Consider the following 22,702-nt stretch of genomic DNA (forward strand, 5'->3'; position numbering starts at 1 on the left):
GAAGAACATCTGTGCTTGTGACACGCTGTCTGAGCGGCATTGCGCGACAGCAATATTTCGCGAGAATTATTACAGATATTTATTCTAAGTAACAATATTTTTTAAAAGAAACACTTGAAAACATCAATTTACCGTTAGCGATGCTTTTTATATTTTTAATTTAACAAGTTAATTGGGCGATGTGCACAATATGAGTGCGAAAAATAGCTACCTTGCCGCAGCGGCGAGAATTGAGAATTGAGAAGTGAGTTGTAATTCGGCAAACCAACGCGCCGCCAAGTCCAACGAGTGGACTGGCAGCGCGTAAGGTTAGATGGTAGTTAGATAGTGACAGAGCAATCAGTGAGAGATTTGCTCAACAACGCTATTCCAAATTTAATCATAAGTCACTTCACCCGAACCGGAACGGCTTACCTCACGGGTGTTTGGGTTGCCATAAATCTCGACGTCGCCGCTGCCGGTTTGATTCAGGTGCACCGATTGGCTGGCATACACTTTGACATTGCCTGAACCGTGGCATTCAACCTGTGCTTTTTGTGCAATCAACCGTTGTGCATCCAAGTCACCCGAACCAGTGTGGACAACAGTGACCGCAGCGGCCTTGGCAATGGCGCTCACGTCGCCTGAACCGCTTGCGGTGATGCTCACTTTGTCACTCGTGCCGCTATTGATATCCATTTCACCCGATCCGTTGACCGCTGCAACTACTTGCAGATACTGGCCAGTGACCTTAACGTCGCCAGAACCGGATGATTGCAAAGTGATATTAGGCTGATTAAATCCGCTCACAATCATATCGCCGCTGCCTTGCTGAACAATCTCAACCAACTTCGGCAAGACCATGCTGATCTTAATCGGCTGATTCATGGTCAACAACAGCCCTTTAGTCGAGATGCGTAATGTGCGACCGTTTTGCTCTGTGACGATTTTCGATAACAAGCGGGCATCGGTTTTTAATTCCAAACTGGCTTTATCGCCTTGCGTAATTGACACGTCCACCGGCGCGTCCAAGACGATTTTATCGATATCGTTGGTGATTGTTCTTGCTTCGGATTTTAAATTTGGCTTAGGCAGTGTCAGGGGCTCGCCTTGCTTGGCGTGAGCGCTGACTGCGTTATACACCACGCCGCCCAAGGCAAGCGCCAGCACGATTAAGACTGCAAATGAGTTAGCGATAAATTTCATGATTTCACCGTGTTTAAAAAGTTAAATTTCACCAGTAGCTTATTGGATTGCTGAATTGAGCAATGACAGGTCACGCATTTTTCAAAATATTGAATTGCCACAGCGCGAAACTGCGCAACAAACGGAAACCCAAGCGCGTTGCTAGGAAACACAATACCAACATCACCATTCCCGCAAAGGTAATACCCAAACCATTCCAAAACGTGTTTTTCGGCAATCGGCTGACGATATCCAAGCTGTCATATTGCGGTTTGCGATGATCCGCCTCATCCGCTGCGCCGTTAGCATCCCCGACCTTGTCAGCCTGCGGAGTACGCAACACGCCAATGGTCAAGTCAGGCTTTTCGGATTTATCGATCTTGGCTTTATTGTCGCCATCGTCAAACAAGCTATCAGGGCGAAAATGAATCCGACCGACGTCGAAATGACTGGCGAAATGCAATGGCAGGTACTGGGATGGAATTTCGATGTAAGTTATTCCCGTCAAGCTGGTTGCGCTAACAAAAATGCCCGTCAAATAAACAACCAACGAAACAGCATAAAAGGCAGACAGCAAACCCGAATAAATCGCCGTGGGGATGATCGCGAACAAATCAACGATCGCCAGCCAGACTGCGCTAATGCAGATCCGTGCGACTTTGTCCGCTTTGACGGGTTGCTTTAAATTGCCATTCAAGGTCTTTAGCTTCAGCTTTAAGGCCGCGTTCTGCGGCGAACCCCAGCTCTCGACGATTGTTTGCTCGCTCACGCCAGCCAAAAATTGATCGGTGAATTGACGCTCATAATCGGCCAAAGCCGCTTCCAACAAATCTGTCGGCAAGTTATCGCATGCCGCTTTGAATGCAGTGATAAATTCTAGTTTTGTCATGATGGTTCCCCTAATCAACATTACTTAGGTGGAACTATATTAAAATTAAGCCTAGGATGCGCGAGTTTTGCGATAAAGCGCGTTTTTCGTGGGACAGTCTGCGCCGCGCAGGCTTAATTGTTGTTGGAGTAGGGAATTCTAGATACGCGCCAAAGCCAGATTAAGGTCTTCTACGCCCTCAATTCGTTGGAATTGGTCGGCCAAATCGGGCAACACCGCGCAAGCAACCTTATCGATAGCGACCATCACAAAATGCCATTCGGTGCGCCCTTGCTGATGCGAAATCACAATTGACTGGGATTGAATCGAAAAACCAGCCAAATGAGCTGACTGACGGATCAACTCAATCTTGGGGACAAATCCAGCTCTAAAACGCAAGGTGATCGTAACCGCCGGGCGCGATGGTAAATGTTGCTCAACCTTGGACACGATCGTCATGCAGCCGATGGCGCCAACCGTGAAAAAAATCGCGGCAGGATACAAACCCATTCCCACCATCACCCCAATGGCCGAAGCAGTCCAGAGCGACGCGGCCGTGGTTAAGCCACTAATACTTAAGCCATCTTTCATAATCACGCCAGCACCCAAGAAACCGATGCCGGTCACAATGCCCTGTATCGAACGAGTGGGATCAACGTGCCAGTCCGGACTGGACACATGCCCGCCAAACCATAGTTCTGGATAACCGCTAACCAAAACGATTCCCGCCGATGCCATGCACACCAAACCGTAAGTGCGCATGCCGGCAGCGCGACCGTGATAAGTGCGCTCATAACCCAATGCGAATCCCAATGCCAAGGCGCCAATTAAATTAAGCACAACAATAAAGTTGCCTTTGATTAAAGGGATCGACCAATAGCCGGCCAAAATCTGGGTTAAATCCATTGAAACCACTCCAACAATGTTAAATTATTCATAAAAAACCAATAAATTATTGTTGCGTTTGTATTAAATAGACAAAAACAATAATAAATTTCCTCATCTCTTCATCAAGTATTCACATATTTCGCTTAGAATTCGACTTTAAATTTTTCAATAAATTTAATTACGGTAACAAATTAGGTAGAGATAAAAGTAACTCACAGAAATAACTTTTTCGCTGGGTTAGTTTTACATCTATTCTTAGCAGCAACAATGAATGGGAAGCAGTCTACGTGGCATGCAAATTTCACTCAAGAAAAATTAAATATAAATGAATTCAATCAACTTTGTTCCTCACGTTGTCGTCATCGGCGGTGGTCCTGCTGGCTTGATGGCCGCAGAAACACTCGCCCAAGGTGGCGCGCAAGTCGATGTATTTGATGCAATGCCGTCCGTTGGACGCAAATTTTTATTGGCGGGGAAAGGCGGATTAAATCTGACCCACGCCGAAGATTTACCCGATTTCTTGCGCCGTTACGGCGACAAGCAAACTGCCGTCACGAGTTGGATTAACGAATTCAACCCACAAAACTGCCGCCAATGGGCCAAACAATTAGGAATTGAGACCTTTGTTGGCACGTCGGGGCGCGTTTTCCCGCAAGACATGAAGGCCGCCCCGCTGCTGCGCGCTTGGTTACATCGGATGCGCGCCAAAGGAATTCGATTCCACATGCGTCACCGCTGGATAGGTTGGCACGAAGGCAGCCTGCGCTTCTCCACCCCGAACGGCAATGTAGTGCAACGCGCCGATGCGGTAGTGCTGGCCTTGGGTGGCGCAAGCTGGCCACAACTGGGTTCCAACGGTGCTTGGGTTCCGCTGCTGCAACAAGGCGGCGTTGACATTGCGCCACTAGAACCGACCAATTGCGGCTTTGAAGTCAATTGGAGCGACCATTTCAAAACCAATTTTGCCGGTGAGCCGTTAAGCCCGATCGCCATCACTTACACCAATGAAAAAGGCACGACGACTCGCCGTTTAGGCCAATTCGTGGTGACCGAACATGGCGTGGAAGGCAGCTTGATTTATGCCTTGTCGAGCTTGTTGCGCGATCAAATTAAAGCTAACGGCAGTACACAAATCCACTTGGATTTATTACCGGATTTGCCGCTGCACCGCGCTGTGCAACATTGCGAACATCCACGCGGCTCACGTTCGGTGGCTGGACATTTACAAAGCCGTCTAAACCTACGTGGCGTCAAAACCGCTTTACTGCGCGAATTCTGCTCGCCAGAAACTTTGCAAACTCCGGTATTGTTAGCCAATGCGATTAAAGCGTTGCCCATCACCTTGTTAGCACCGCGCCCAATTGCCGAAGTCATCAGTACCGCAGGCGGTGTAAAATTGGATGCGATGAATCGTGACTTAATGCTCACCAAAATGCCGGGCGTCTTCTGCGCCGGTGAAATGTTGGATTGGGAAGCCCCGACCGGTGGCTATCTGCTAACAGCCTGTTTAGCGAGCGGCAAAGTTGCCGGTAAAGCAGCCTTAACTTGGTTAAAGAAACAGAAATGATCGTGAATAAATCAGCGACATTGCCCGATGTCGCTTCCCCCTGCATCAACATTTGCAAAATGAATGAGCGCAGCGGCTTGTGCGAAGGATGTTGGCGTACTCTGGATGAAATTATCGTTTGGGGTAAATCAGACAACGCCAACAAACGCGCAATCTTGCAACAAATTGAATTGCGCAAACACGCGCAATTTGATGGCGATTTACATTAGTAAAACGGCGCGGCCTTAGTATCGAATCGCCGCGCAAGCTTGACTAAAAATTAGCGTGCAAACGCAATCCATACACCGAAACTGGTCCACGATCTTGGTTGTAAGCAGGATTGGTGATGTGCTGATAATCCAGCGTGACCGCGGCATAAGAGGTTGCATGCCATGAATAATGCAACTCGGCAATTTTCTCTGGTGCATAATTCAATGCGCCGTCACCCACTAAAACTCCCAAGCCCCCTGCCGCTAAATAGTGTTGGGCGTCCCCCGAAATACGATTAACCACTCCTGCAATCCCAACCGTATCGTCAGCGCGATTCCATGACGCACCCTTGATCGACACGCCAGCGGACAATGAGTGATTGATATCGGAAAATTCGTAGGCTTCTTTATCGCCGCGATCAGCGCTCAAGCGCGCAAATGCGCCGACCGTTGGTGATAATTCTTGTTCAACATTTAGCACCACGCCCGGGCGTGAACTGTAACGGCGCACCAAGGCAACATCAGAAATTGTTTTCGTTTGTTGTGCCAGCACAAGCGCATCGCGATAACTAGCCATACGCGCTTGGTTATCCCACACCAGCAGCTTGACTTTACCGGGGTGATTCAACCAATTTTGGCGCGCTTCAAATTCAATATTGGTTGAATTCTCACCAAAATTAACCCGCGCAATTTTGGCATTTGGCACTGGCGACAATTGAAAAAATCCGAAGCGCAAAGTCCACCAATCCTGCGTCCATTCAACGGCGCCACCGTAGGTATAGCCCCACGAATCCGCCGCGTAATCGTAGGCGCCCGCATCAATAATTGACCAGTTTAAAAAATCGGCGCGCGGATCATGTGCATAACTATTCGCATCAAAAATATCAGTTACCGCGAACTTGCCAACGGTGACGATGACATTGTTAGTCGCTTGGTGCCCAGCAAATTGGTTAGGCCCGGCTTCAACTGAATTTAACTCGCCCGACAAATCAATCGACTGGCGCAAAAACAGGCGTGGCACGCGCAGATACGGCTTGTTTTCACCGATCTTGTACGCGCCACCGCTCGGAAAACCGGCCACACCCAAGGTGCCGTTCATGCCAAAGCCTTGATCGATTTCCGGATTTAACCAAACCTCGGCACCCTGCCACAAACGTCGTCCGATAAACAAGGTGGCATCGGTCGTTTCCACCGTGGGGCCTTGCGGGCTTAAGCTATTCGTCCCGCTATACGGAGCGTTAAACGAGCCGTGTCGCTGCGTAATATTGGTCAGTTGCCCGTACAGAGACCATGACTGATCTTCGATAGCGACGCTGTCTTGCTTAGTATCCTGCGCGCCAATCTGCTCATCGGCCAAGGCGAGATTCACGCCCCACACAGAGCCGTTGATTGCCAGGGCGAACAAGAGAATTACCAGTGGATGCTTTCTTGAATTGAATGGAGACATATTGATTCTTTATTGGAGCGTTTACCAGCCGTAGGGAGTAGCTCAATGATAGCGAAAATGAGCGTATTTTTTAGACTTAAATCTAGTTGGGTTGCGCCAAGATAAATTACTGAGGATGTTGAAGCGCAATGAGCACAGCATTGACTGCCGCTTCATACAATTGATCCGCCTGCGAGACGGTTAAATAATAACCCTTCAATTCCAAATTAATGACGCCATGCATCGCCGCCCACAATAAGCGCGCCGCTGAATTAGGACTCGACTGCGGAATCAGTCCCAATTCCATGCAACGCGAAAAATGGGAAATCAATTGCGTAAACGCCTTCCACGCGGTTTGAATCGATTCTGGCGGCGGCACAAAACCAACCAACCCGTCCCCGAACATGATCACGTAATAACTCGGTGAATGCTGTGAAAACGTGCGATAAATTTGCGCGTATTTACGCAAGCGCTCGATGCCATCGAGTTGCGCCAAATTTTGCTGTTCAAATTCCTGCTTTAACAATGCAAAGCCTTCCAAATACAATGCATTCGACAAACCATCTTTGCCACCGAACTGGGAATACAACATCGTGGTCGAGCAATTCACCGCTTGCGCTACCCGACGCAAAGTGAAGCCGGCTAAACCTTCCTCGCGCAACAATTGTTTTGCCGCAGTCAACATCCCTTCGCGCAAGGAAGAGCGCAAAGCTTGTTGCTGTTGCCTATAATCAATTAGCGACGGCACGTCGGTTGACTCGAGTGAAGTTTCTGGCGGGATTGGGTTAGCTGATTTCATAGCGGGTCAAATTTAGAAGTAAACATTTACTTTATTCGATTAAAAAACAGCGTTTTTTCTGATAACATTAATTTTAGCACGTACTTTAGTAAGAACTAAGCACTAAAAAGAGCTGCAAAAGCCAAACTCGACAAAATGTTAATCACAAGGAAGTCACCATGACACAATCACGCCTCCCCGCCGTATTGCAAAACTTATCGCTCCCCGTCATTGCTTCACCCATGTTTATCGCCAGCGGACCAAAACTGGTCGCCGCGCAATGCAAAGCTGGCATTGTTGGCTCCTTCCCCGCGCTCAATGCGCGTCCGGCAGAATTATTAGATGTGTGGCTGACCGATTTAAAAGCGGAGCTGGCTGAATTTCAAGCCGCTAATCCAAACGCCAAAGTTGGCCCAATCGCCGTCAATCAAATCGTGCATCAATCGAACGATCGCTTAGAACACGATGTGGCCGTGTGCGTAAAACATCAAATTCCTATCATTATTTCATCGCTACGCGCTCCACCAAAGGAAATGCTGGACGCAATTCACAGTTATGGCGGGATTGTTTTGCACGATGTAATTTCGATTCGCCATGCACAAAAAGCACTGGAAGCGGGCGTAGATGGTTTGATTTTGGTCGCCACCGGCGCGGGCGGTCATGCGGGCTTATTGTCGCCGTTCGCGCTGGTGGGTGAAATTCGCAAATTTTATTCTGGCACGATTGCTTTGTCCGGTGCAATTGCCAGCGGTGATGCTATTTTGGCGGCACAAGCCTTAGGCGCGGACTTCGCCTACATCGGCTCGCGTTGGTTAGCGACCCACGAAGCCAATGTGACCGAAGAATACAAACAAGCCATCATCGAATCCAGCGCCGCCGATATTGTCTACACCAATTTATTTACCGGCGTGCACGGCAATTACCTTAAAAAATCCATCGTTGCAGCAGGATTAGACCCTGACAATTTACCCGAAGCCGACAAGAGCAAAATGAACTTTGGTGGCAGTTCTACCGCCAAGGCGTGGCGCGATATTTGGGGTGCTGGTCAAGGTGTCGGCTTAATGGACGACGCGCCCAGCGTAGCCGAAGTTGTTGCGCGGTTGCATACGGAATATCAAGCCGCCCGTGAACGCTTGTTCGCACTTGGTTAAATCCTTGTTCCGAACCACTTCATAGTCCTCCCTTAGTTCAAAACCTCATTGATTGCAATGAGGTTTTTTTTAGAATTTATTCAAGTTTTTTCCCTGCGCTGCCGTAATCAGAAGTACCCCAAACTTCTCAGTCGATTTATCATGCGCAGTCATTTTCCCTCGATCAACTTAGCGACCATTGTTTGCACCTTAGGGTTAAGCTTGGTCGTCATGTCCGCTGCAACGACCCACGCAGCCGAAGATAGCTCGCCCAGCAAACCCATCAAAGAAGCACCAGAGAAATCCAAATCTGGCGAGGCTAGCGATAACGTCATCAAGTCCAAGTCCAAAAGTAGTGAAAAATCCAGCGAAAAGTCCAGCGAAAAAAGTAACGCCAAAGCCGCCGCTGCTCAGCGTGACAAGGAGGAATTGGATGCCGATGTTCTAGCCGATAAGATCGCAAAAAAAATGGCAGAGCTGCGCAAAGAAAGTGAAAGAAAAGCACCACCTCCACCAGCAATGCGCCGCTCTGAACCCAAGCCGGTGCAACGCGCAGCCAGCATCACTAATCCAAGCGCTGGACAGCCGCACGGCAGTAACTTGGCTGGCGACGCGATGTTAATTCCGCACGACGTGCATTGGAGTTACGAGGGTGAAGGCAGCCCGCTGCGTTGGGGCAAAATCGATCCAGCGAACGCCAAGTGCGATACCGGTGAACGTCAATCGCCAATCGACATCCGCGACACGATTCGGGTCGATTTAGAGCCAGTCCAATTCGATTACAAACCAGTGCGCTTTAACGTGATCGACACCGGTCACACGATTCAAGTCAACCTTGGTGCGGGCAATAGCATTACGATTTTGGGTCGGCGCTATGATTTGATGCAATTCCATTTTCACAAACCATCCGAAGAACGCATTAATGGTCGCAACTATGAAATGGTGGCGCACATGGTACACAAAGATGTGGATGGAAAAATTGTAGTGGTGGCGATTCTGATTGAACAAGGCAAAGCGCATAGTTTGATTCAAACCGTTTGGAACAATATGCCGCTGGAAAAAAACGACACCGTGCAACCTTCCGGCACCATCGACATGAACCAAATTTTACCGAAAGATCGCCAATACTTTACCTACATGGGCTCGCTCACCACGCCGCCTTGTACTGAAGGCGTGTTATGGGTTGTCATTAAAGAGCCGATCGAAGTATCGCAAGATCAGATCAGCATTTTTAGTCGTCTCTATCCCATGAATGCGCGACCAATTCAAAATAGCGCAGGCCGTCTCATCAAAGAATCTAACTAACGCCATTGAGCAACGCAGGCATCGAGCAAAACGGTGCTTGCAAAGTCGCCTAGCATGTTTCACAGCGCAAGCATCCGTAAGAAACCTATTCCACCTGCGTTCCTAATACCTAGCGACCGATCTATCCGCCGTATCAATATCCGAGCTAGCTACACCACAATCCACCGAGCGCGCATGAACACATCACGCGCACCCATTTTCTAATACGCCACTTTAAAGTTCGCAATCTCTTCTTGTAACACTTCCGCCTGCCTTAACAACGATTCGGCAGCTGATTTAGTCATGTCTGCAAGGGCTAAATTATTCTGGGTTTCATCGTTTAACGTCATGATCGAGCCGCTCACCGATTCAATTTGCATTGTTCGCTGCTCGGTCGTTTCGGCAATGGCTGATAAAAACTCATTCATCTTGTTGGCATTTTCAAGTACCTGCTGAATCGTCAGGCCGGCGTTTTCAACTTGTTTGGCCCAACCGTTAACCCGCTCTACGCTAGCTGACACAAGCTTTTGAATCTCAGCAGCAGCTTCGGCACTGCGTTTAGCCAAATTACGCACCTCAGTTGCGACCACCGCAAAGCCAAGACCGGCCTCGCCTGCCCGAGCGGCTTCGACAGAGGCATTCAACGCCAGGATATTAGTTTGAAAGGCGATCGAATCAATCACACCAATAATATCGCCTATCTTTTGCGATGAAGCATTGATACCGCGCACGGTGGAAACAACGTCTGCGATTGCTGCCCCGCCACGTTTTGCAACCTCAGCACTGTTACGAGAAAAATCGACGATTAATGCGGCACGCTGAGCAGAATCCAAAACCGCATTCCGAATCTCTTGCATAGCCGACAATTGAGATTTTAAAATCTCGCTCGTCTGTAAAGTTCGATCGGCTGTTTCGTGGCTGCGCTCGGTAATGTAATCCCCAGCAATTTTGACTTGGCGCGCGCCATTGTTAACCCGCTGAATCAATGAATGCAGCGACTCATAGGTTCTGCGTAAATCAGCCAGGACCATAGCAGACTCGTCTCGCCCCTCTGGATGCCGCGGAACGTTACGCAAATCGCCATCCGACATTTGCAATAAATGGTCGGAAATTAAAGTTAGACTTCCTTTGGTTGCAAAATAAAAGGACGTGAATAAATACAATGCCAAAACCAAACTGAGGCTAATTAGAGCAATATCTAAATTTTTTTGACGTGATAAATGGAGCAGGCGCTCATTCAACACTTGATCTAAGGCCGCGACTACCGATTGCTGCAAATCCAAGTATTGTTTGATCGTTTTCTGAGTTGCCATTTCAAAGCGCTCTTCGTTTCCGCTCACCGCAGAATCCAAAAAGTAATGGCGAGTTAAACCGAGAAACTCGGAGGAACTGGGTAAATCTTTACCAATTTTTTGTTGAATAATTTCGCTGGCTTTGTAAGTAGAAGCAATATTTTCTTGAATCTGATTTTCTAAATAATCGATCAACGGTAAGCGATCCGAAATCAAGCGCTGCTGTTGAGTACTTGCAGTGCTTGTTTTTAATATCTTCGTACCCGAGGCCTGCACATAAGATGTGTGATCAAGCACAATTGGTATATCGTGCAAGCCAATGATTACCAGATTATTAGCCACTGAATCGCTCTCGCTTTCCAACCCCGATTCTTTAAGAATGTTTTGCAACAGATCTAATTGGTTGATCAAAAACTGGGTATAAATCGCTAACTCATCATCGGGATCGGTAACGGATTTATCCAGCGTTGGCAATGCAGTTGGCAACGCGTCAAACTGTTTGGTATCATTAAACTGCGACCTGATGGACGCGCGCATGAGTTGTAGTTGGCGAAACTGCTCAGCGTAAGAAACTTGATTTGACTCCCAACCAAGTGGCATCTCCTTACTCTGAACGAATTGCACTGCCAGCATTCGTTGACGCGCTGTAATTTCCATTAACGGCAATACCGCACGCGCATAATTTAATCCAAACAACTCTTTATTGGTGGTTGCCAACTTGACCGAAATCTTCCCAATTAAATCGCTACTCAGTAACAAAATGGGGATAACAAAAACCATCGAAATAACAGCAGCCTTTACCGAAAAAGCCATCCGCATAAACAAATTAATACCTGGCCAAAAAATGGCAAACCATTTGGAATTAGTGTGAGTAATCATCATGAAATTATTGTGCTGCGCTTAGCCAAAAAACTACCAGGTTGCGCCGAAGAGGAAGCTAAATACATCGTTAAAATAACCAACCAAATTAATCAATCGAACAAATCATCTACGAATCGCTTTTATGTTGGGAAAAATTCCTCTCAAATTAGGAACGATAAAAAGACGTGCAATAAAACGCAAAATTTTTTACTCATCTTCGATAATTCAACACCATAAAAATCATCCTTTTTAATAGATAAAATTTTTTAACAAAAAACGAAATGCGATTTAATTTTTTACGAAAATTAGCGATCAATTTGGTTGAATGAGGGCAAGTTCAATATATTCTGCGGGTATGTACGAGTCAAGGAAGTTTGCGATTTTTATCGTCCTCAATTCGCATAGAAAAGGTGATTTTCACCTAGGGAATTTAACGAAAAAAATTTTATTTTTATTTTGATTTTTTTTGCTTCTTTGTTTGATTTTTGCACTGTTAAATCAGCGAAATCAACAAAGAAACTTTTAGACTTAGCATGAAAAAATTGTTACTTTGCGCGTACTAAATTGTGCGATCTTGCTGCGCCAAATTCTTAACAATTAGCACCTGTGGAAAGTAACGATTCACACCGAAATCGAAACCATCACATCTAAAAAAATATGCTGAAAAATAAGCTGCAATAAAGACTGATTGCGATGCGTTACTTGTGCCATTTAGCAGCATGAGAAACTCAACGAAGCGCTACCGATATAACTTATAATTCGACCTCAATCGCAATTTAACTTTTAGGGCTTACCACCCATGATGAAACCCACACTCACTATCGTCGGCGCAGGTAAAGTTGGTCGTGTCTTAGGGCGGCAATTTGTTCAACACGATGTTTTCGAGCTGCGGCAAATTTTAAATCGCTCGCTATCCAGCGCGCAGTCGGCGCGGGATTTTATCGGCGCGGGTGTAGCAATCGATAATTGGGCGGATTTAAAGGCTGCGGATATGATGATGCTGACTGTGCCTGACGATCAAATTAAGTCATGCGCCGCACAGTTAGTACGTCTCGATTTAATTGGACCAACAACGATAGTGTTCCACTGCAGCGGTGCACTGGGCGCCAGCGAACTTGGCTTACTGCGCGGCGCGGCCAGCTTGCATCCGGTGCGCAGCTTTGCCGATCCAGAAAACGTCGCCCAGCATTTTTCAAAGACGATTTGTAGTTTAGAAGGTGATGCGGATGCGACCGCAGTATTGACCAAAGCGCTTGAGCAAATCGACGCGCAAGTAGTGCCTTTGGAAAGCGCCGGAAAAACGCTCTATCACGCAGCGGCGGTATTTGCCAGCAACTATTTAGTGACCTTGATGGATACGGCTCTGACCACGTATCAAGCCGCTGGAATCCCATTAGAAATGGCGCAACGCTTGGCAGCGCCATTGGCTCAAGAAACCTTAAGCAATGTATTTCGAATCGGCGCGCAACAAGCATTAACGGGACCGATTGCTAGAGGAGATTTAGCGACCGTAGCGCGTCATCAAAGTGCGCTAGATCAAGTAGATCGCGATACGGCGCGGCTGTATCAGGAGTTGGCGCAAGCGACGTTGCGGATGAAACAGCGCCGCCAATAAGTAGCGCGATGTGTGACTACACTTGAGACGATTTAATGGCGCTGTGAACTATAAACAGTGCAAAGCTGAAATTAAGCACTGACGTAATACGACACCTCGGCGCGATTTCTACCTTCCGCTTTGGCCTGATACATCGCTTCATCGACCCGCGCAAACAATTCATCGGCAGTTTCATCTTCAGCCCATTCAGCTACGCCAAGGCTGATGGTGACGGGTGTTTTTTCGCCTAAAGCGAAAGAATAATTTTGCACGTTGAGGCGCAATTGCTCGGCGATTTTATACGCTTGCTCCAGCTCGCATTTTTTGAGTAGTAACGCAAACTGCTCGCCACCCCAGCGACATAATAAATCGCTCCCGCGTACCGAGTTCAAACTCATCCTTGCGATTTCCATGATGATGCGATCACCCGTTGTATGACCGTGTGATTCATTAATTTTCTTCAAAAAATCAATATCAAATAGGATAAAGGACAGCGGCGCTTTAGATCGGCGTAACTGTAAAACTTCTTTTTGAAACGTGGTGGTAAAAGATTGGCGATTCATCAGACCCGTCATACCATCGTAATTAGCCAATACATTTAAATGCTGTTGATGGCGTTTAATCGATAGTCCAACCAACCACAACACCAATACCGCAACAATCACCCCAATCGCTGCGGTGATATACAGTGTCCACTGCGCCGCCGAAAAATCACCTTGTGGCGGTTCTTCAATAATTAAATACCAACCGAGTTCCGGCAAATAGCGCGAATGAATCACGGCACTGGTTTGCTCAGTCGTAATCAGCTTTGTTAGGTTAGCTTGATTGTTAGCAAGAATGTCATCCGCAATCGCCTTCATCCCTTCTTGCGCGCGGATATTGCCGTGCTTGTTATGCTTGTTATCGGACAAAATAATCTTGCCGCTATTGTCAACAAAATAGATCGCTTGCTTAAATTGATTCACGTAGCGATCACTAGTCGGGCTATAAATTTCTAGTGGCAGAATCAGGCCAGAAATCCCAAGCAATCTGCCCGACGCAGCAAGCACGCGGTAACTGATGAAAATCACAGGATGATTAATGACACCTAACTCAGGTAGAACGGTGCTATCAAATGCGACGTTTTTGTCGCGTGTTTTAAAGTACCAACTATCACGCACGTTATCGGCGTCAAGCGCGCGTACCGAACCTTGGCTATCGTAAAATTGGTGATCGAATTCGGACACAAAAAAATGCGCGATGGCGTGGTCGTTTTGCTGCGCAGATTTTAAATGTGCTAACAGTGCAGCTTGATCGGGTTCGTCGTTAGCGCTCCACTCACGGATAAAAGTTTCATCAACTTCGGAAGAGGCCAATACTACTGAACGCGCAATATTACGTTGAATCTCAGCGTGAATCGCATCCGCGCTCAGTGGCAGGGAATGCTCAGCTAAGGTTTGTGGAAAAACATTATTGGCTGCATAGAAATTCACAGCGCCGCTACTTAACATGCCAATCAACAGCAATAAAGCCAGCCAAATCAACAAAGAATATTTCTTAAAAAATTGGCTCATAGCGCTAGGAAGAAATGATATTTAATCGGACATCGGATAACCTTTGGCAAGCAGGCTGATTTTAGTGCATGCGCGCCTAGTTTGTGCCGGTTTATCGAGCATTAGCACTAGCTGCGTTGCGGCCAGAGTACGTTAGGCCGTTATTCTATTTGCAAAAATGGTATTTCAATATCTAAAAATGCACCGCATTTAGGGCTTAATTGTTGATTTTGGCATGGTAATTGGATGTATCATTCCTACGTTAAATTTTTACTATGACCACCACAATAACTAACCAAAATTCGGAGACAAAATGAAATTAACCGCTTGGGCGACTATCGCGAGCTTATTGATGTATATCTGGGTTTTTGCCAAAGCTGGGCAAGCACGCGGCAAATATAAGGTCGCCGCGCCATCGGCTGAGGGCCCAATCGAATTTTTGACCGCCCAACGCGTGCAAGCCAACACGGTTGAGCAATTGATTCTGTTTTTGCCATTATTGTGGCTGTGCTGTGTTTTTCTTAACGATATGATCGCTGCGTCGTTGGGCGGTTTTTGGGTTGTTGGACGGGTGTTGTATGCCTTGGGTTATTACGAAACACCCAGCAAACGTTCCTTAGGATTCGGCATTTCTAGCCTTGCCGCGGTAGCGCTTTTAGGCTGCACTATTTTCGGTTTGATTTTTCACTAAAACTTCACTTACTAATCCGTTTCAATGTAGTCGTTAATAACAGCCTACTGTTGCTTTTACCGCGACCCAATTTTGCGCTTTTCCAATGAATCACATTATGAATAGCAAACTTACTTTACCGGTTATTTCCTCCTACATATTGGCATTGCTAGCCGGATTGGTGGTGCTAAAAGCCGGTTTGTTGCTGGCCTTATTTTCCGGCTTATTGGTGTATTCATTGGTGCATTTGATCGCACCTAGCATTGAGAAGCACATCAGATTTATGCCCGCGCGTTTGGTTGTATTGGGATTGTTGGCCATCATTGTTATTAGTGGATTGACGGCGGTGATCTTAGCGGCGATTTCATTCGCTAAAAGTGATGCAGGCAGCGTGCGCATGTTGCTGCAAAGTTTGGCTGGCATTATTGAAACCTCGCGCTCGCAAGTGCCAACTTGGATTAGTGATTACTTACCGAACGGCAGCGATGCCTTGCACGATTTGATGTCTGGTTGGTTGCGCGATCATGGGCAAGAAGCCAAGATCTTGGGACAAGAAGCGGGCCATTCGATTATTCATTTGTTAATGGGCATGGTGATTGGCGGGATGATTGCGATTCACGATTTAAAAACAATTCTGCCGCCGTTTGCCAACGCGCTGTTGCAACGCGCTGAAAACTTGCAGTGTTCGTTCCAGCGCATCGTTTTTGCGCAGGTGAGGATTTCTGGTATCAATGCCGCGCTGTCGTCGATTTACTTACTGGTGATTCTGCCGGCCTGCGATGTCCATCTACCGTTCGCTAAAACAATGGTGTTAGTCACGTTCATCACCGGTCTATTGCCAGTGGTTGGCAACATTATTTCGAACACAATTTTGGTCATCATCAGCCTGTCGCACTCCGTCAATATTGCCGCGTTTTCACTCAGTTATATGGTGTTAATTCATAAGCTAGAGTACTTCTTAAACGCTAAAATTATTGGTACGCAAATCAATGCTAGAGCGTGGGAATTATTAATTGCTATTTTGGTGATGGAGTCGCTGTTTGGCATCGCCGGTTTGATCGCCGCACCCGTGTTTTATGCTTGGATAAAAATTGAGTTAGGCATGGGCTGCAAGCCAGCAATTAGTCATACTCCGCGCCATTGATGCGTTTCATATAAATGGTTTATGTCCGACTATTCCGTCATCCTGATTCATAAACATGCTCCCGCTAAACCAATGCTAGGAGCGCCGTGTAATGGCTGCGGTGTTTGTTGTGCTTCGGCGCCTTGTCCGGTTTCGGCGTTTTTATTAAAGCATAGAGAAGGCGGGTGCTGCGCCTTGGTTTGGGACCAGACAACGCGGCAATATCGGTGTGGAATGCTACTGACCCCCAGCCATTATTGCGGCTGGCTACCAAAGAGTTTGAACACCGTCACAAGCAAGTTAATACGACGCTGGATTGCGGTAGGTGTGGGGTGTGATTCTGAGGCTCAGATTAGTGCACAAGCCGATTAGGCCAGCGTCGATGTGCGAATGCTATTGGCTTAAAACCGATAATTCAAGCCCGCGCGTAACAACGGAAAATAGCGTAATTTATTAGCCTTATCTTCCAAGGTAACGCGCTCAGCGGCTAAATCATTTTCCAAGTTTTGGCACAAATTCACGCCACCAACAATTCCCAGCGTACAACCAGAGTTGGTTAATGTGATATTGGAATTCCCTTGGAACATGACGCCAATGTCGCCATTAAATCCCCAGCCTTTTTGCTTAGCGTGCGAAGTATCCCAACCTATGCCTAAATACGGCGCAACGCTGCGGTAATCGCCCGAACCGCTAATCACGCCGGCTTGTGCCGCGTTATATACGTTGCCATTGATCGTGTAATTAAGATTTCCATCGGCTTGCGCGGTACCGCTAAATTTATTGCCGTTCAAGATCAAGCCGCCGGTTAAGCGAAACGAGCCTTCCATTGGGTACCAATCAAGCAACATATCGAGCGTGCGCAGTTTGAGTTTGATGTCATAACTCATGTCGTTGACATCGCGACTCGTATCAGCGGTGAAGAAATTTGCACCGAGTCGACCTTCCACGCTGTTCCGAACGGGATACGCTAGGTGAACGCCCAAGCCCGACGTTCCGGCATCGAACCCAAGAACCGGTTCGTCCGCCAGTGCATGATGAGTTATTAACAGCGATGCAATCCATAGCCACTTCTTCATGATGAAATCCTCAGCGCATGACGGCAAATAGAACACTTGGGAGGGTTAAAGCAGGTAGAGTTTGTATCGTAGTTTCGTTTTATTCTTGGTGCAAGGCAATGTTACACTTTCTAAACTCTAACGTACAATGTTACCCTTTTACACAACAAGAGCACGCTATGACTTTGCGCATCCTCGCCACCGGTGGCACTTTTGATAAACATTACGACGAAATCGCGGGCAAATTAACCTTTGCCCACAGCCATCTGCCCGACGTGATTACCCGCGCCAGATTAACCCTGCCAACCGAGCTAGAAATTGTCGCCATGCTCGACTCACTGGAAATGCAAGACAGCGATCGCAGCAACGTTTTAGCCGCTTGCCAACGCGCCACTGAAACCGCCATCGTGATCGTGCACGGCACCGACACGATGCGCGAAACCGCGCACGTAATCGGCAACGCCAATCTCGCCAAAACGATTGTGCTAACTGGCGCAATGATCCCGTATGAAATTGCCAATTCGGATGCTTTTTTCAATTTGGGCCTAGCTTGCGGCGTAGCACAAACACTGCCGCACGGCGTTTATATCGCCATGAATGGTCAGATATTTAATTGGGATAATGTGAAAAAGAATCGCTCGGCTGGCGTATTCGTCAACGAATAATTCAGCGCCATCTCATGTTCAGCGCCACCTTCATTTTTAAGAAAAAGCAATTTGACGACGAGTTCTTTCAACTCGATCAACAGATTGCCAATTTCGCCAAACAAAGCACCGGTTATTTAGGCGAGGAATCGTGGGAGAACAGTGCGACAGGTTGCGTTTCCAATGTCTATTATTGGGAAACGATGGAAGGCTTGCAGCAGTTAATGCAACATCCGGCACACCAGCAAGCCAAGCAAAATAATCGCAATTGGTTAGCCGGTTACCAAGTCATCATCGCGGAAGTAAAACGCGCTTACGGCGATGGCAGTATTGCGCATCCAACTGCTTTACTGAAATACTAACAACCCAATTTTTTTAACACCGCGTTGAATACAACGCGGTTATTCGCGACATACCGCGCCAAGATCCACGTCGCTTCCCAAGCTACATTTCAACACGCTTACTTTCCCAGTAACAGTAACGCCCCGCCTGAACCAATAGCACCAATCCCCTCAACTGGCGCTGTCTGCATCCTCAATCCTTCCAAAGCGAACATGCCAAGCACTAGCCAAACTCGCCTCACACTGGTCAATTAAAACGCCTGCAATAGTGTTTGCCAACTCGGGGACTCGTGAAGTTCTAACAGACAGCGCGAGCACGATAATTTTGATTTCCAAAAAATAACGTTACGTTTTATTTTAGTTAAAAACACAATTAAATCGAATTTTCATCGTGAAATGCACTCAGTTACGAGGCTTATGAATAAGCAATCGTCGAACAAAATTTTATAAGTAAGAACGTAGCCCACAAACAAGACACGACTAAGCATTACCTGTGCTTGCTTTTTCAACTTAGCACATCCGATTTATCGACTTTAACATCAATATTAGCAAAGACGCGCCATGACCCAGCAGCCCCAGAATACCGAATTTCATATTGCGATCCACGTCAATCAACAACCACAAAACGAGCCGCCCTGTACCGACGGATCACCGCCTGCGCCCGTGGAAGCGATTATTTTGTACCCTAGCCTAGGCACGCCCTTAGTCCTTAGCCCAGATCAGAAATACTGCTGCATCTACTTAGCCGCACCACCCCGAGTGGCCGCGCACTTTGGGGTGGTAAGGCGGACTCCGCCGACCGTCTCGGGTAGTGCAAGTTCAGACACCAGCAACGGCATTCACTTCGCCCCGTGCGCCTATGCGCTCATTGATCGCCACTTACGACTTGTCTCCATGCAGTGCGACAAACCCACCGATGCCAATATGGAGCTGGGGATGCTCTATGGTGGCAGCTACAAGAACAGTTACGACCTTGCGCGCCAAGCGATTCGTACCTGGCAGGTCGCCGAATTCACGCCCCATGCGCTGATTCGTGACCGCTTTGGCCGTCACTTCGCCACCCTATCGCCGCACACCGTCGCTGCCTATCCAGCGTTGCAGGGCGGGCATGTCTATGCTGTTGAGCTGGATTTAACGCGTCTGGTTATGCCGATTACCTCCGCTGAGTTTCTCTCGTTTGCATGGATGGTGCCTGTTGTGAAATCCACCGAAGCCAGCAAGGACGAAGAGGTCGGGGGCTTTAAGCGTATTATTGGCCAAACCTACCATTACCAAGATCGGCTCATTGCCCGCTTCTTACACCAACAACAAGCGCGCCAACACCATCTGCCCGATGTCCGTGAATACGACATGACGCTGTATTCGGAGGCCAACCGCTTTCCCGAAACAGCCACCACGATGCTGCGCCATAAAACCGGTGGTTTGACTCTGGCGGCGTGGCATCCTGTGATTCGCGCCAGTAACACCATTCCGCTCAAGCTCGGCCATCTCACCGATGTGCACGTGAACGTGCGCCATCAGGCCTTAGCCAATTCCCCTGCACAGGTGATCGAAGACTTGCCCGCGGCCGAGAACGATCCCGATCTGGACACGCCGGTCGGTAAAAAAGTCTGTAACAGCTTTCTGGCACTCAAACATCTGTTCGATCAAATGAGTCCCCGCCAGCAGCCCGATACGGCCTTGCTGCTCACCGGCGACTTAATCGATTTCAACCGCAACGTCGTGCCGCGCAGCATGGACAGTTACAGCACCAACATTGGGCAGCAATGGAAGAATTTTAATGTTCTCAACAACATCGACAATCCCAACCTCTACCAACGTGGTCAAGACGATATGCTGGTCTATAGCCTCATCCGTTATGCCTACACCGAGCGACGCCTGCCGGTCTTTATGACCACGGGTAACCACGAAGCCTACCAAATTCCGTATGGCATTAGCCCGCGCAAAAACAACCGCACCGTGGCAGTCGGTCTATTAGAAAAAGGCGGCACCTTACCCGAACACCAAGAAGGCACGCCCTATGGACGCGATCGAGCCTTAGTCGGCACACCCACGCTCTCAGAACGTCTCAACAAAGTAGCCGTCAACATCTTCACCGACACCGCCATCACCGAATTAGAACATCAATACCGCGACATGGATTCCGCCAGTCAATGGGCGGACGGCAAAGCCAACGACGGCATCGCCGCCGACCATAACCTCACCATCTATGAGGCAACACTAGCCTACGGGCCGAGCTATCCGCAGGCGCTCACCTCCAACAACTTTCAGGCGCGCCAACTCGATTGGTTCTCGACCCTCTTCACTCCGCTCACGGATGTCGTCATCACGCTTGGCAACGAGGCCAACACTGCCCAAAGCCCAGCGCGCCAAATCATCGCTGCGCTGGGCTGGGGCGACGCCGAAGAATACGTCAACCTGTCCACGGGATATGCCAAGGTCGGCGTCGATCAGCAAGGCCTGGGCATCTTGCCGCGCGCACCGCACGCCATCAATCCCCGCCAGCTCACCCTGTTACGCCGCGCGCAACGCGAGAAGCAACAAAATCCCAACGCGCCCTTCGTCGTGGCCACCCATTTCACCATGCTCAATTACGACATGGCGCTCCCTCTTAAACTGGCAAAGCCACCCACGCTCACCCCCAGCAACAGCACCGGCGGCGCGGGCGCAGCGGGATTCACCGCGGCCAACTTTGGCACATGCGAACAACACGTTGGCACCTACTTTAGCGACTTTGTGTATGGTGCGGCCAACAGTCACAGCCGCGCGCAACCGAGTCCTTCGGTCGCGGTGGACTGGCACTTTAGCGGGCACAGTCACCGCGCGGGCGTGTATGAGGTCACCAAAGACCTCGCCGTCACCGGCCGCCAGATCGAAATTAGCATCAGCGCCAACGATCCGGCTTTTACCCCAATCTCAGCCCATGTGCCGCAGACCCAATTCATCGTCAGCTCCTGCGGCGGCCCGATTGGGGTGCAAAACTTCGAGGGCGAACTCAACGGCTGGACGCTGCGCCCGCCCAGCGGCACCTTACTTGATCCCCTCAGCGGCAAGATCACCCAAATTACCAGCAAGCGCTTTGACCTAGCGCGCGGCTACAACGAACAACCACGCCTAGCCGTCGCGTTGGATTATTTAACCCTGACCAACAAAAGCAGCAGCGCCGACAACGACCAACCCGAAATCGCGCCCAGTCACCACGCCAAAACCCCGCTGCGTTTTGCGCACATGACCCATCCGACCAAGCTGGACGTGTACTTTAACCACCAACTCGCCGCGCTGGACTGTATTGAGCGGATTGACTTTTGGGTGTTTGAGGGAAGTGAACAAAGACTTATGACTGGCCGAACCAAAACAATCAAAACATGGCACAAACTCAGCCCAACCTACTCAGCGATCCCCGATAAAGACAACGTCATCCGCCGCGCGCAACTCACATTCACCAAAGAACACATCGCCAATCTCAAGGCATCGTTAGCCGCCGGAATCGTTCGCCAGATTGGACGTGCGCCACGCCGCACGATTGCGCAAGCGTTTTGTGCAGTGAAGCTCAAAAAGCCAGCGGATCATTGGTTCTGGGCCAACGACATGCGCATCGGTCAAGGCAATCCCGAGACATGGGTATTTCCAATCGATATCAGCATTAGCGGCACGGAGTTTCAGGAAAAGACTTTTTTAACCCCTAATTCCGCGTTGCGGTTTCATCGTTCAGCGGGCGAACGTGGTGAGGTACCCGATTGGGATTGGCTGGCTAAAACATACAAGGAAAAAGGCTATATCTCTATAGACGACGCAATCAGCGTCCCCAAAAACGATCAATCAAAAGTCCAAATTTAAATGCTTAGAAGACAATTTCTCACTCTTTCCATTGCGCTAGCTAGCCAAAATCTACTGACAGGATGTTTCAACATGAGCCAAAAAAAACATATTACCCAATTCGGAAAGGCATTTGACTATTTAAAAGACCCAGCATTCCGCGCAGCGGAAATTGGTGATCAACAATTGACCATCAAAGATGCCTTCATTGTTGACATTGGCTTTAAAGACCTTATTTGGAAAAACATTCAGTTTGTGAACTGTAACTTTGAAGGTGGCTACCAAATCAAACTGAACCAGCTAATCAATTGTCGCTTTATTGAATGCAATTTCAGGGCAATTATTAATTGGGGGACCCAGACCAACGTCCATTTTTTACGATGCAAAACCTACACGCCAAGCAGCATTATTGGCGATCGCGGTAGCAAGAATGTATTGCATGAGGAGTGCGATTTTATTGGGAACAGCACCGATAGAAATC

The 22,702-nt window shown here is 48.3% G+C and carries 19 protein-coding genes; 11 read left to right on the forward strand and 8 right to left on the reverse strand.

Annotation, left to right across the window (positions count from 1 at the left end):
- Positions 1-375: 375 nt before the first annotated feature.
- The 3 genes from E2I14_RS09360 to E2I14_RS09370 all read right to left on the reverse strand — a co-directional run bounded on the left by E2I14_RS09360 (position 376) and on the right by E2I14_RS09370 (position 2,938).
- Positions 376-1,185: a head GIN domain-containing protein gene (locus tag E2I14_RS09360; RefSeq protein WP_133327742.1), complete on the reverse strand. Its 810-nt coding sequence runs from the start codon at positions 1,183-1,185 to the stop codon at positions 376-378.
- A gap of 70 nt (positions 1,186-1,255) precedes the next feature.
- Positions 1,256-2,053 (reverse strand): DUF1700 domain-containing protein, encoded by a 798-nt coding sequence (locus E2I14_RS09365; RefSeq protein ID WP_165967805.1) that lies wholly within the window; start codon positions 2,051-2,053, stop codon positions 1,256-1,258.
- Positions 2,054-2,191: 138 nt separating this feature from the next.
- Positions 2,192-2,938 carry an MgtC/SapB family protein gene (locus E2I14_RS09370; protein WP_133327746.1) on the reverse strand — a complete coding sequence of 249 codons (747 nt, stop codon included), beginning with the start codon at positions 2,936-2,938 and terminating at the stop codon, positions 2,192-2,194.
- 307 nt (positions 2,939-3,245) lie between these two features.
- Here E2I14_RS09370 and E2I14_RS09375 point away from each other — a divergent pair, with 307 nt between their 5' ends.
- Together E2I14_RS09375 and E2I14_RS09380 are read left to right on the forward strand one after the other, a co-directional pair.
- A complete protein-coding gene (locus E2I14_RS09375) occupies positions 3,246-4,487 on the forward strand; it encodes a TIGR03862 family flavoprotein (protein WP_133327748.1) in 1,242 nt (413 codons plus the stop codon).
- Positions 4,484-4,696 (forward strand): DUF1289 domain-containing protein, encoded by a 213-nt coding sequence (locus tag E2I14_RS09380; protein ID WP_133327750.1) that lies wholly within the window; start codon positions 4,484-4,486, stop codon positions 4,694-4,696. The genes E2I14_RS09375 and E2I14_RS09380 overlap by 4 nt, the downstream gene beginning before the upstream one ends.
- Before the next feature lie 43 nt (positions 4,697-4,739).
- Here the strand turns inward: E2I14_RS09380 and E2I14_RS09385 are convergent, their stop codons facing one another.
- On the reverse strand, positions 4,740-6,122 hold the full coding sequence (locus E2I14_RS09385) for a carbohydrate porin (RefSeq protein WP_133327752.1): 1,383 nt from the start codon (positions 6,120-6,122) through the stop codon (positions 4,740-4,742).
- 106 nt (positions 6,123-6,228) lie between these two features.
- Complete coding sequence (locus E2I14_RS09390; RefSeq protein WP_133327754.1) at positions 6,229-6,900, reverse strand: TetR/AcrR family transcriptional regulator; 672 nt, start codon at positions 6,898-6,900, stop codon at positions 6,229-6,231.
- Positions 6,901-7,058: 158 nt separating this feature from the next.
- On the opposite strand from E2I14_RS09390, the gene E2I14_RS09395 reads away from it, so the two are divergent.
- Positions 7,059-8,030 carry an NAD(P)H-dependent flavin oxidoreductase gene (locus E2I14_RS09395; protein ID WP_133327756.1) on the forward strand — a complete coding sequence of 324 codons (972 nt, stop codon included), beginning with the start codon at positions 7,059-7,061 and terminating at the stop codon, positions 8,028-8,030.
- Positions 8,031-8,171: 141 nt separating this feature from the next.
- Entirely contained in the window at positions 8,172-9,314 is a 1,143-nt protein-coding gene (locus E2I14_RS09400) for a carbonic anhydrase (RefSeq protein ID WP_133327758.1), read from the forward strand.
- A gap of 200 nt (positions 9,315-9,514) precedes the next feature.
- On the opposite strand, the gene E2I14_RS09405 is transcribed toward E2I14_RS09400, so the two are convergent.
- The gene (locus E2I14_RS09405) at positions 9,515-11,467 is read right to left on the reverse strand and encodes a methyl-accepting chemotaxis protein (protein ID WP_133327760.1); all 1,953 of its coding nucleotides are present in this window, start codon (positions 11,465-11,467) and stop codon (positions 9,515-9,517) included.
- A gap of 778 nt (positions 11,468-12,245) precedes the next feature.
- Between E2I14_RS09405 and E2I14_RS09410 the strand changes: the two genes are divergently transcribed.
- Positions 12,246-13,061 carry a Rossmann-like and DUF2520 domain-containing protein gene (locus tag E2I14_RS09410; RefSeq protein ID WP_319945926.1) on the forward strand — a complete coding sequence of 272 codons (816 nt, stop codon included), beginning with the start codon at positions 12,246-12,248 and terminating at the stop codon, positions 13,059-13,061.
- 71 nt (positions 13,062-13,132) lie between these two features.
- Here the strand turns inward: E2I14_RS09410 and E2I14_RS09415 are convergent, their stop codons facing one another.
- The gene (locus tag E2I14_RS09415) at positions 13,133-14,593 is read right to left on the reverse strand and encodes a sensor domain-containing diguanylate cyclase (RefSeq protein WP_133327762.1); all 1,461 of its coding nucleotides are present in this window, start codon (positions 14,591-14,593) and stop codon (positions 13,133-13,135) included.
- A 292-nt stretch (positions 14,594-14,885) separates the two neighbouring features.
- Here E2I14_RS09415 and E2I14_RS09420 point away from each other — a divergent pair, with 292 nt between their 5' ends.
- Positions 14,886-15,263, forward strand: a complete 378-nt coding sequence (locus E2I14_RS09420) for an MAPEG family protein (RefSeq protein ID WP_133327764.1) — start codon at positions 14,886-14,888, stop codon at positions 15,261-15,263.
- Positions 15,264-15,360: 97 nt separating this feature from the next.
- Positions 15,361-16,386, forward strand: a complete 1,026-nt coding sequence (locus tag E2I14_RS09425; RefSeq protein WP_133327766.1) for an AI-2E family transporter — start codon at positions 15,361-15,363, stop codon at positions 16,384-16,386.
- A gap of 380 nt (positions 16,387-16,766) precedes the next feature.
- Here the strand turns inward: E2I14_RS09425 and E2I14_RS09435 are convergent, their stop codons facing one another.
- A complete protein-coding gene (locus E2I14_RS09435; RefSeq protein ID WP_133327769.1) occupies positions 16,767-17,441 on the reverse strand; it encodes a hypothetical protein in 675 nt (224 codons plus the stop codon).
- A gap of 158 nt (positions 17,442-17,599) precedes the next feature.
- Here E2I14_RS09435 and E2I14_RS09440 point away from each other — a divergent pair, with 158 nt between their 5' ends.
- The 4 genes from E2I14_RS09440 to E2I14_RS09455 form a co-directional block, all read left to right on the forward strand.
- Positions 17,600-18,085 (forward strand): asparaginase domain-containing protein, encoded by a 486-nt coding sequence (locus tag E2I14_RS09440; protein WP_133327771.1) that lies wholly within the window; start codon positions 17,600-17,602, stop codon positions 18,083-18,085.
- 14 nt (positions 18,086-18,099) lie between these two features.
- A complete protein-coding gene (locus tag E2I14_RS09445; RefSeq protein ID WP_133327773.1) occupies positions 18,100-18,426 on the forward strand; it encodes an antibiotic biosynthesis monooxygenase family protein in 327 nt (108 codons plus the stop codon).
- A gap of 540 nt (positions 18,427-18,966) precedes the next feature.
- The gene (locus tag E2I14_RS09450; protein WP_133327775.1) at positions 18,967-22,242 is read left to right on the forward strand and encodes a metallophosphoesterase; all 3,276 of its coding nucleotides are present in this window, start codon (positions 18,967-18,969) and stop codon (positions 22,240-22,242) included.
- A 72-nt stretch (positions 22,243-22,314) separates the two neighbouring features.
- On the forward strand, positions 22,315-22,702 hold a 388-nt coding region (locus tag E2I14_RS09455; RefSeq protein WP_206105614.1), incomplete at its 3' end, for a hypothetical protein.

This window comes from Sapientia aquatica (assembly GCF_004358105.1).
GTDB lineage: Bacteria > Pseudomonadota > Gammaproteobacteria > Burkholderiales > Burkholderiaceae_D > Solimicrobium > Solimicrobium aquaticum.

Coding starts and splice junctions, on each gene's coding strand:
- E2I14_RS09360 (WP_133327742.1), bottom strand. CDS start 1,185: ATGAAATTTATCGCTAACTCATTTGCAGTCTTAATCGTGCTGGCGCTT.
- E2I14_RS09365 (WP_165967805.1), bottom strand. CDS start 2,053: ATGACAAAACTAGAATTTATCACTGCATTCAAAGCGGCATGCGATAAC.
- E2I14_RS09370 (WP_133327746.1), bottom strand. CDS start 2,938: ATGGATTTAACCCAGATTTTGGCCGGCTATTGGTCGATCCCTTTAATC.
- E2I14_RS09375 (WP_133327748.1), top strand. CDS start 3,246: ATGAATTCAATCAACTTTGTTCCTCACGTTGTCGTCATCGGCGGTGGT.
- E2I14_RS09380 (WP_133327750.1), top strand. CDS start 4,484: ATGATCGTGAATAAATCAGCGACATTGCCCGATGTCGCTTCCCCCTGC.
- E2I14_RS09385 (WP_133327752.1), bottom strand. CDS start 6,122: ATGTCTCCATTCAATTCAAGAAAGCATCCACTGGTAATTCTCTTGTTC.
- E2I14_RS09390 (WP_133327754.1), bottom strand. CDS start 6,900: ATGAAATCAGCTAACCCAATCCCGCCAGAAACTTCACTCGAGTCAACC.
- E2I14_RS09395 (WP_133327756.1), top strand. CDS start 7,059: ATGACACAATCACGCCTCCCCGCCGTATTGCAAAACTTATCGCTCCCC.
- E2I14_RS09400 (WP_133327758.1), top strand. CDS start 8,172: ATGCGCAGTCATTTTCCCTCGATCAACTTAGCGACCATTGTTTGCACC.
- E2I14_RS09405 (WP_133327760.1), bottom strand. CDS start 11,467: ATGATGATTACTCACACTAATTCCAAATGGTTTGCCATTTTTTGGCCA.
- E2I14_RS09410 (WP_319945926.1), top strand. CDS start 12,246: ATGATGAAACCCACACTCACTATCGTCGGCGCAGGTAAAGTTGGTCGT.
- E2I14_RS09415 (WP_133327762.1), bottom strand. CDS start 14,593: ATGAGCCAATTTTTTAAGAAATATTCTTTGTTGATTTGGCTGGCTTTA.
- E2I14_RS09420 (WP_133327764.1), top strand. CDS start 14,886: ATGAAATTAACCGCTTGGGCGACTATCGCGAGCTTATTGATGTATATC.
- E2I14_RS09425 (WP_133327766.1), top strand. CDS start 15,361: ATGAATAGCAAACTTACTTTACCGGTTATTTCCTCCTACATATTGGCA.
- E2I14_RS09435 (WP_133327769.1), bottom strand. CDS start 17,441: ATGAAGAAGTGGCTATGGATTGCATCGCTGTTAATAACTCATCATGCA.
- E2I14_RS09440 (WP_133327771.1), top strand. CDS start 17,600: ATGACTTTGCGCATCCTCGCCACCGGTGGCACTTTTGATAAACATTAC.
- E2I14_RS09445 (WP_133327773.1), top strand. CDS start 18,100: ATGTTCAGCGCCACCTTCATTTTTAAGAAAAAGCAATTTGACGACGAG.
- E2I14_RS09450 (WP_133327775.1), top strand. CDS start 18,967: ATGACCCAGCAGCCCCAGAATACCGAATTTCATATTGCGATCCACGTC.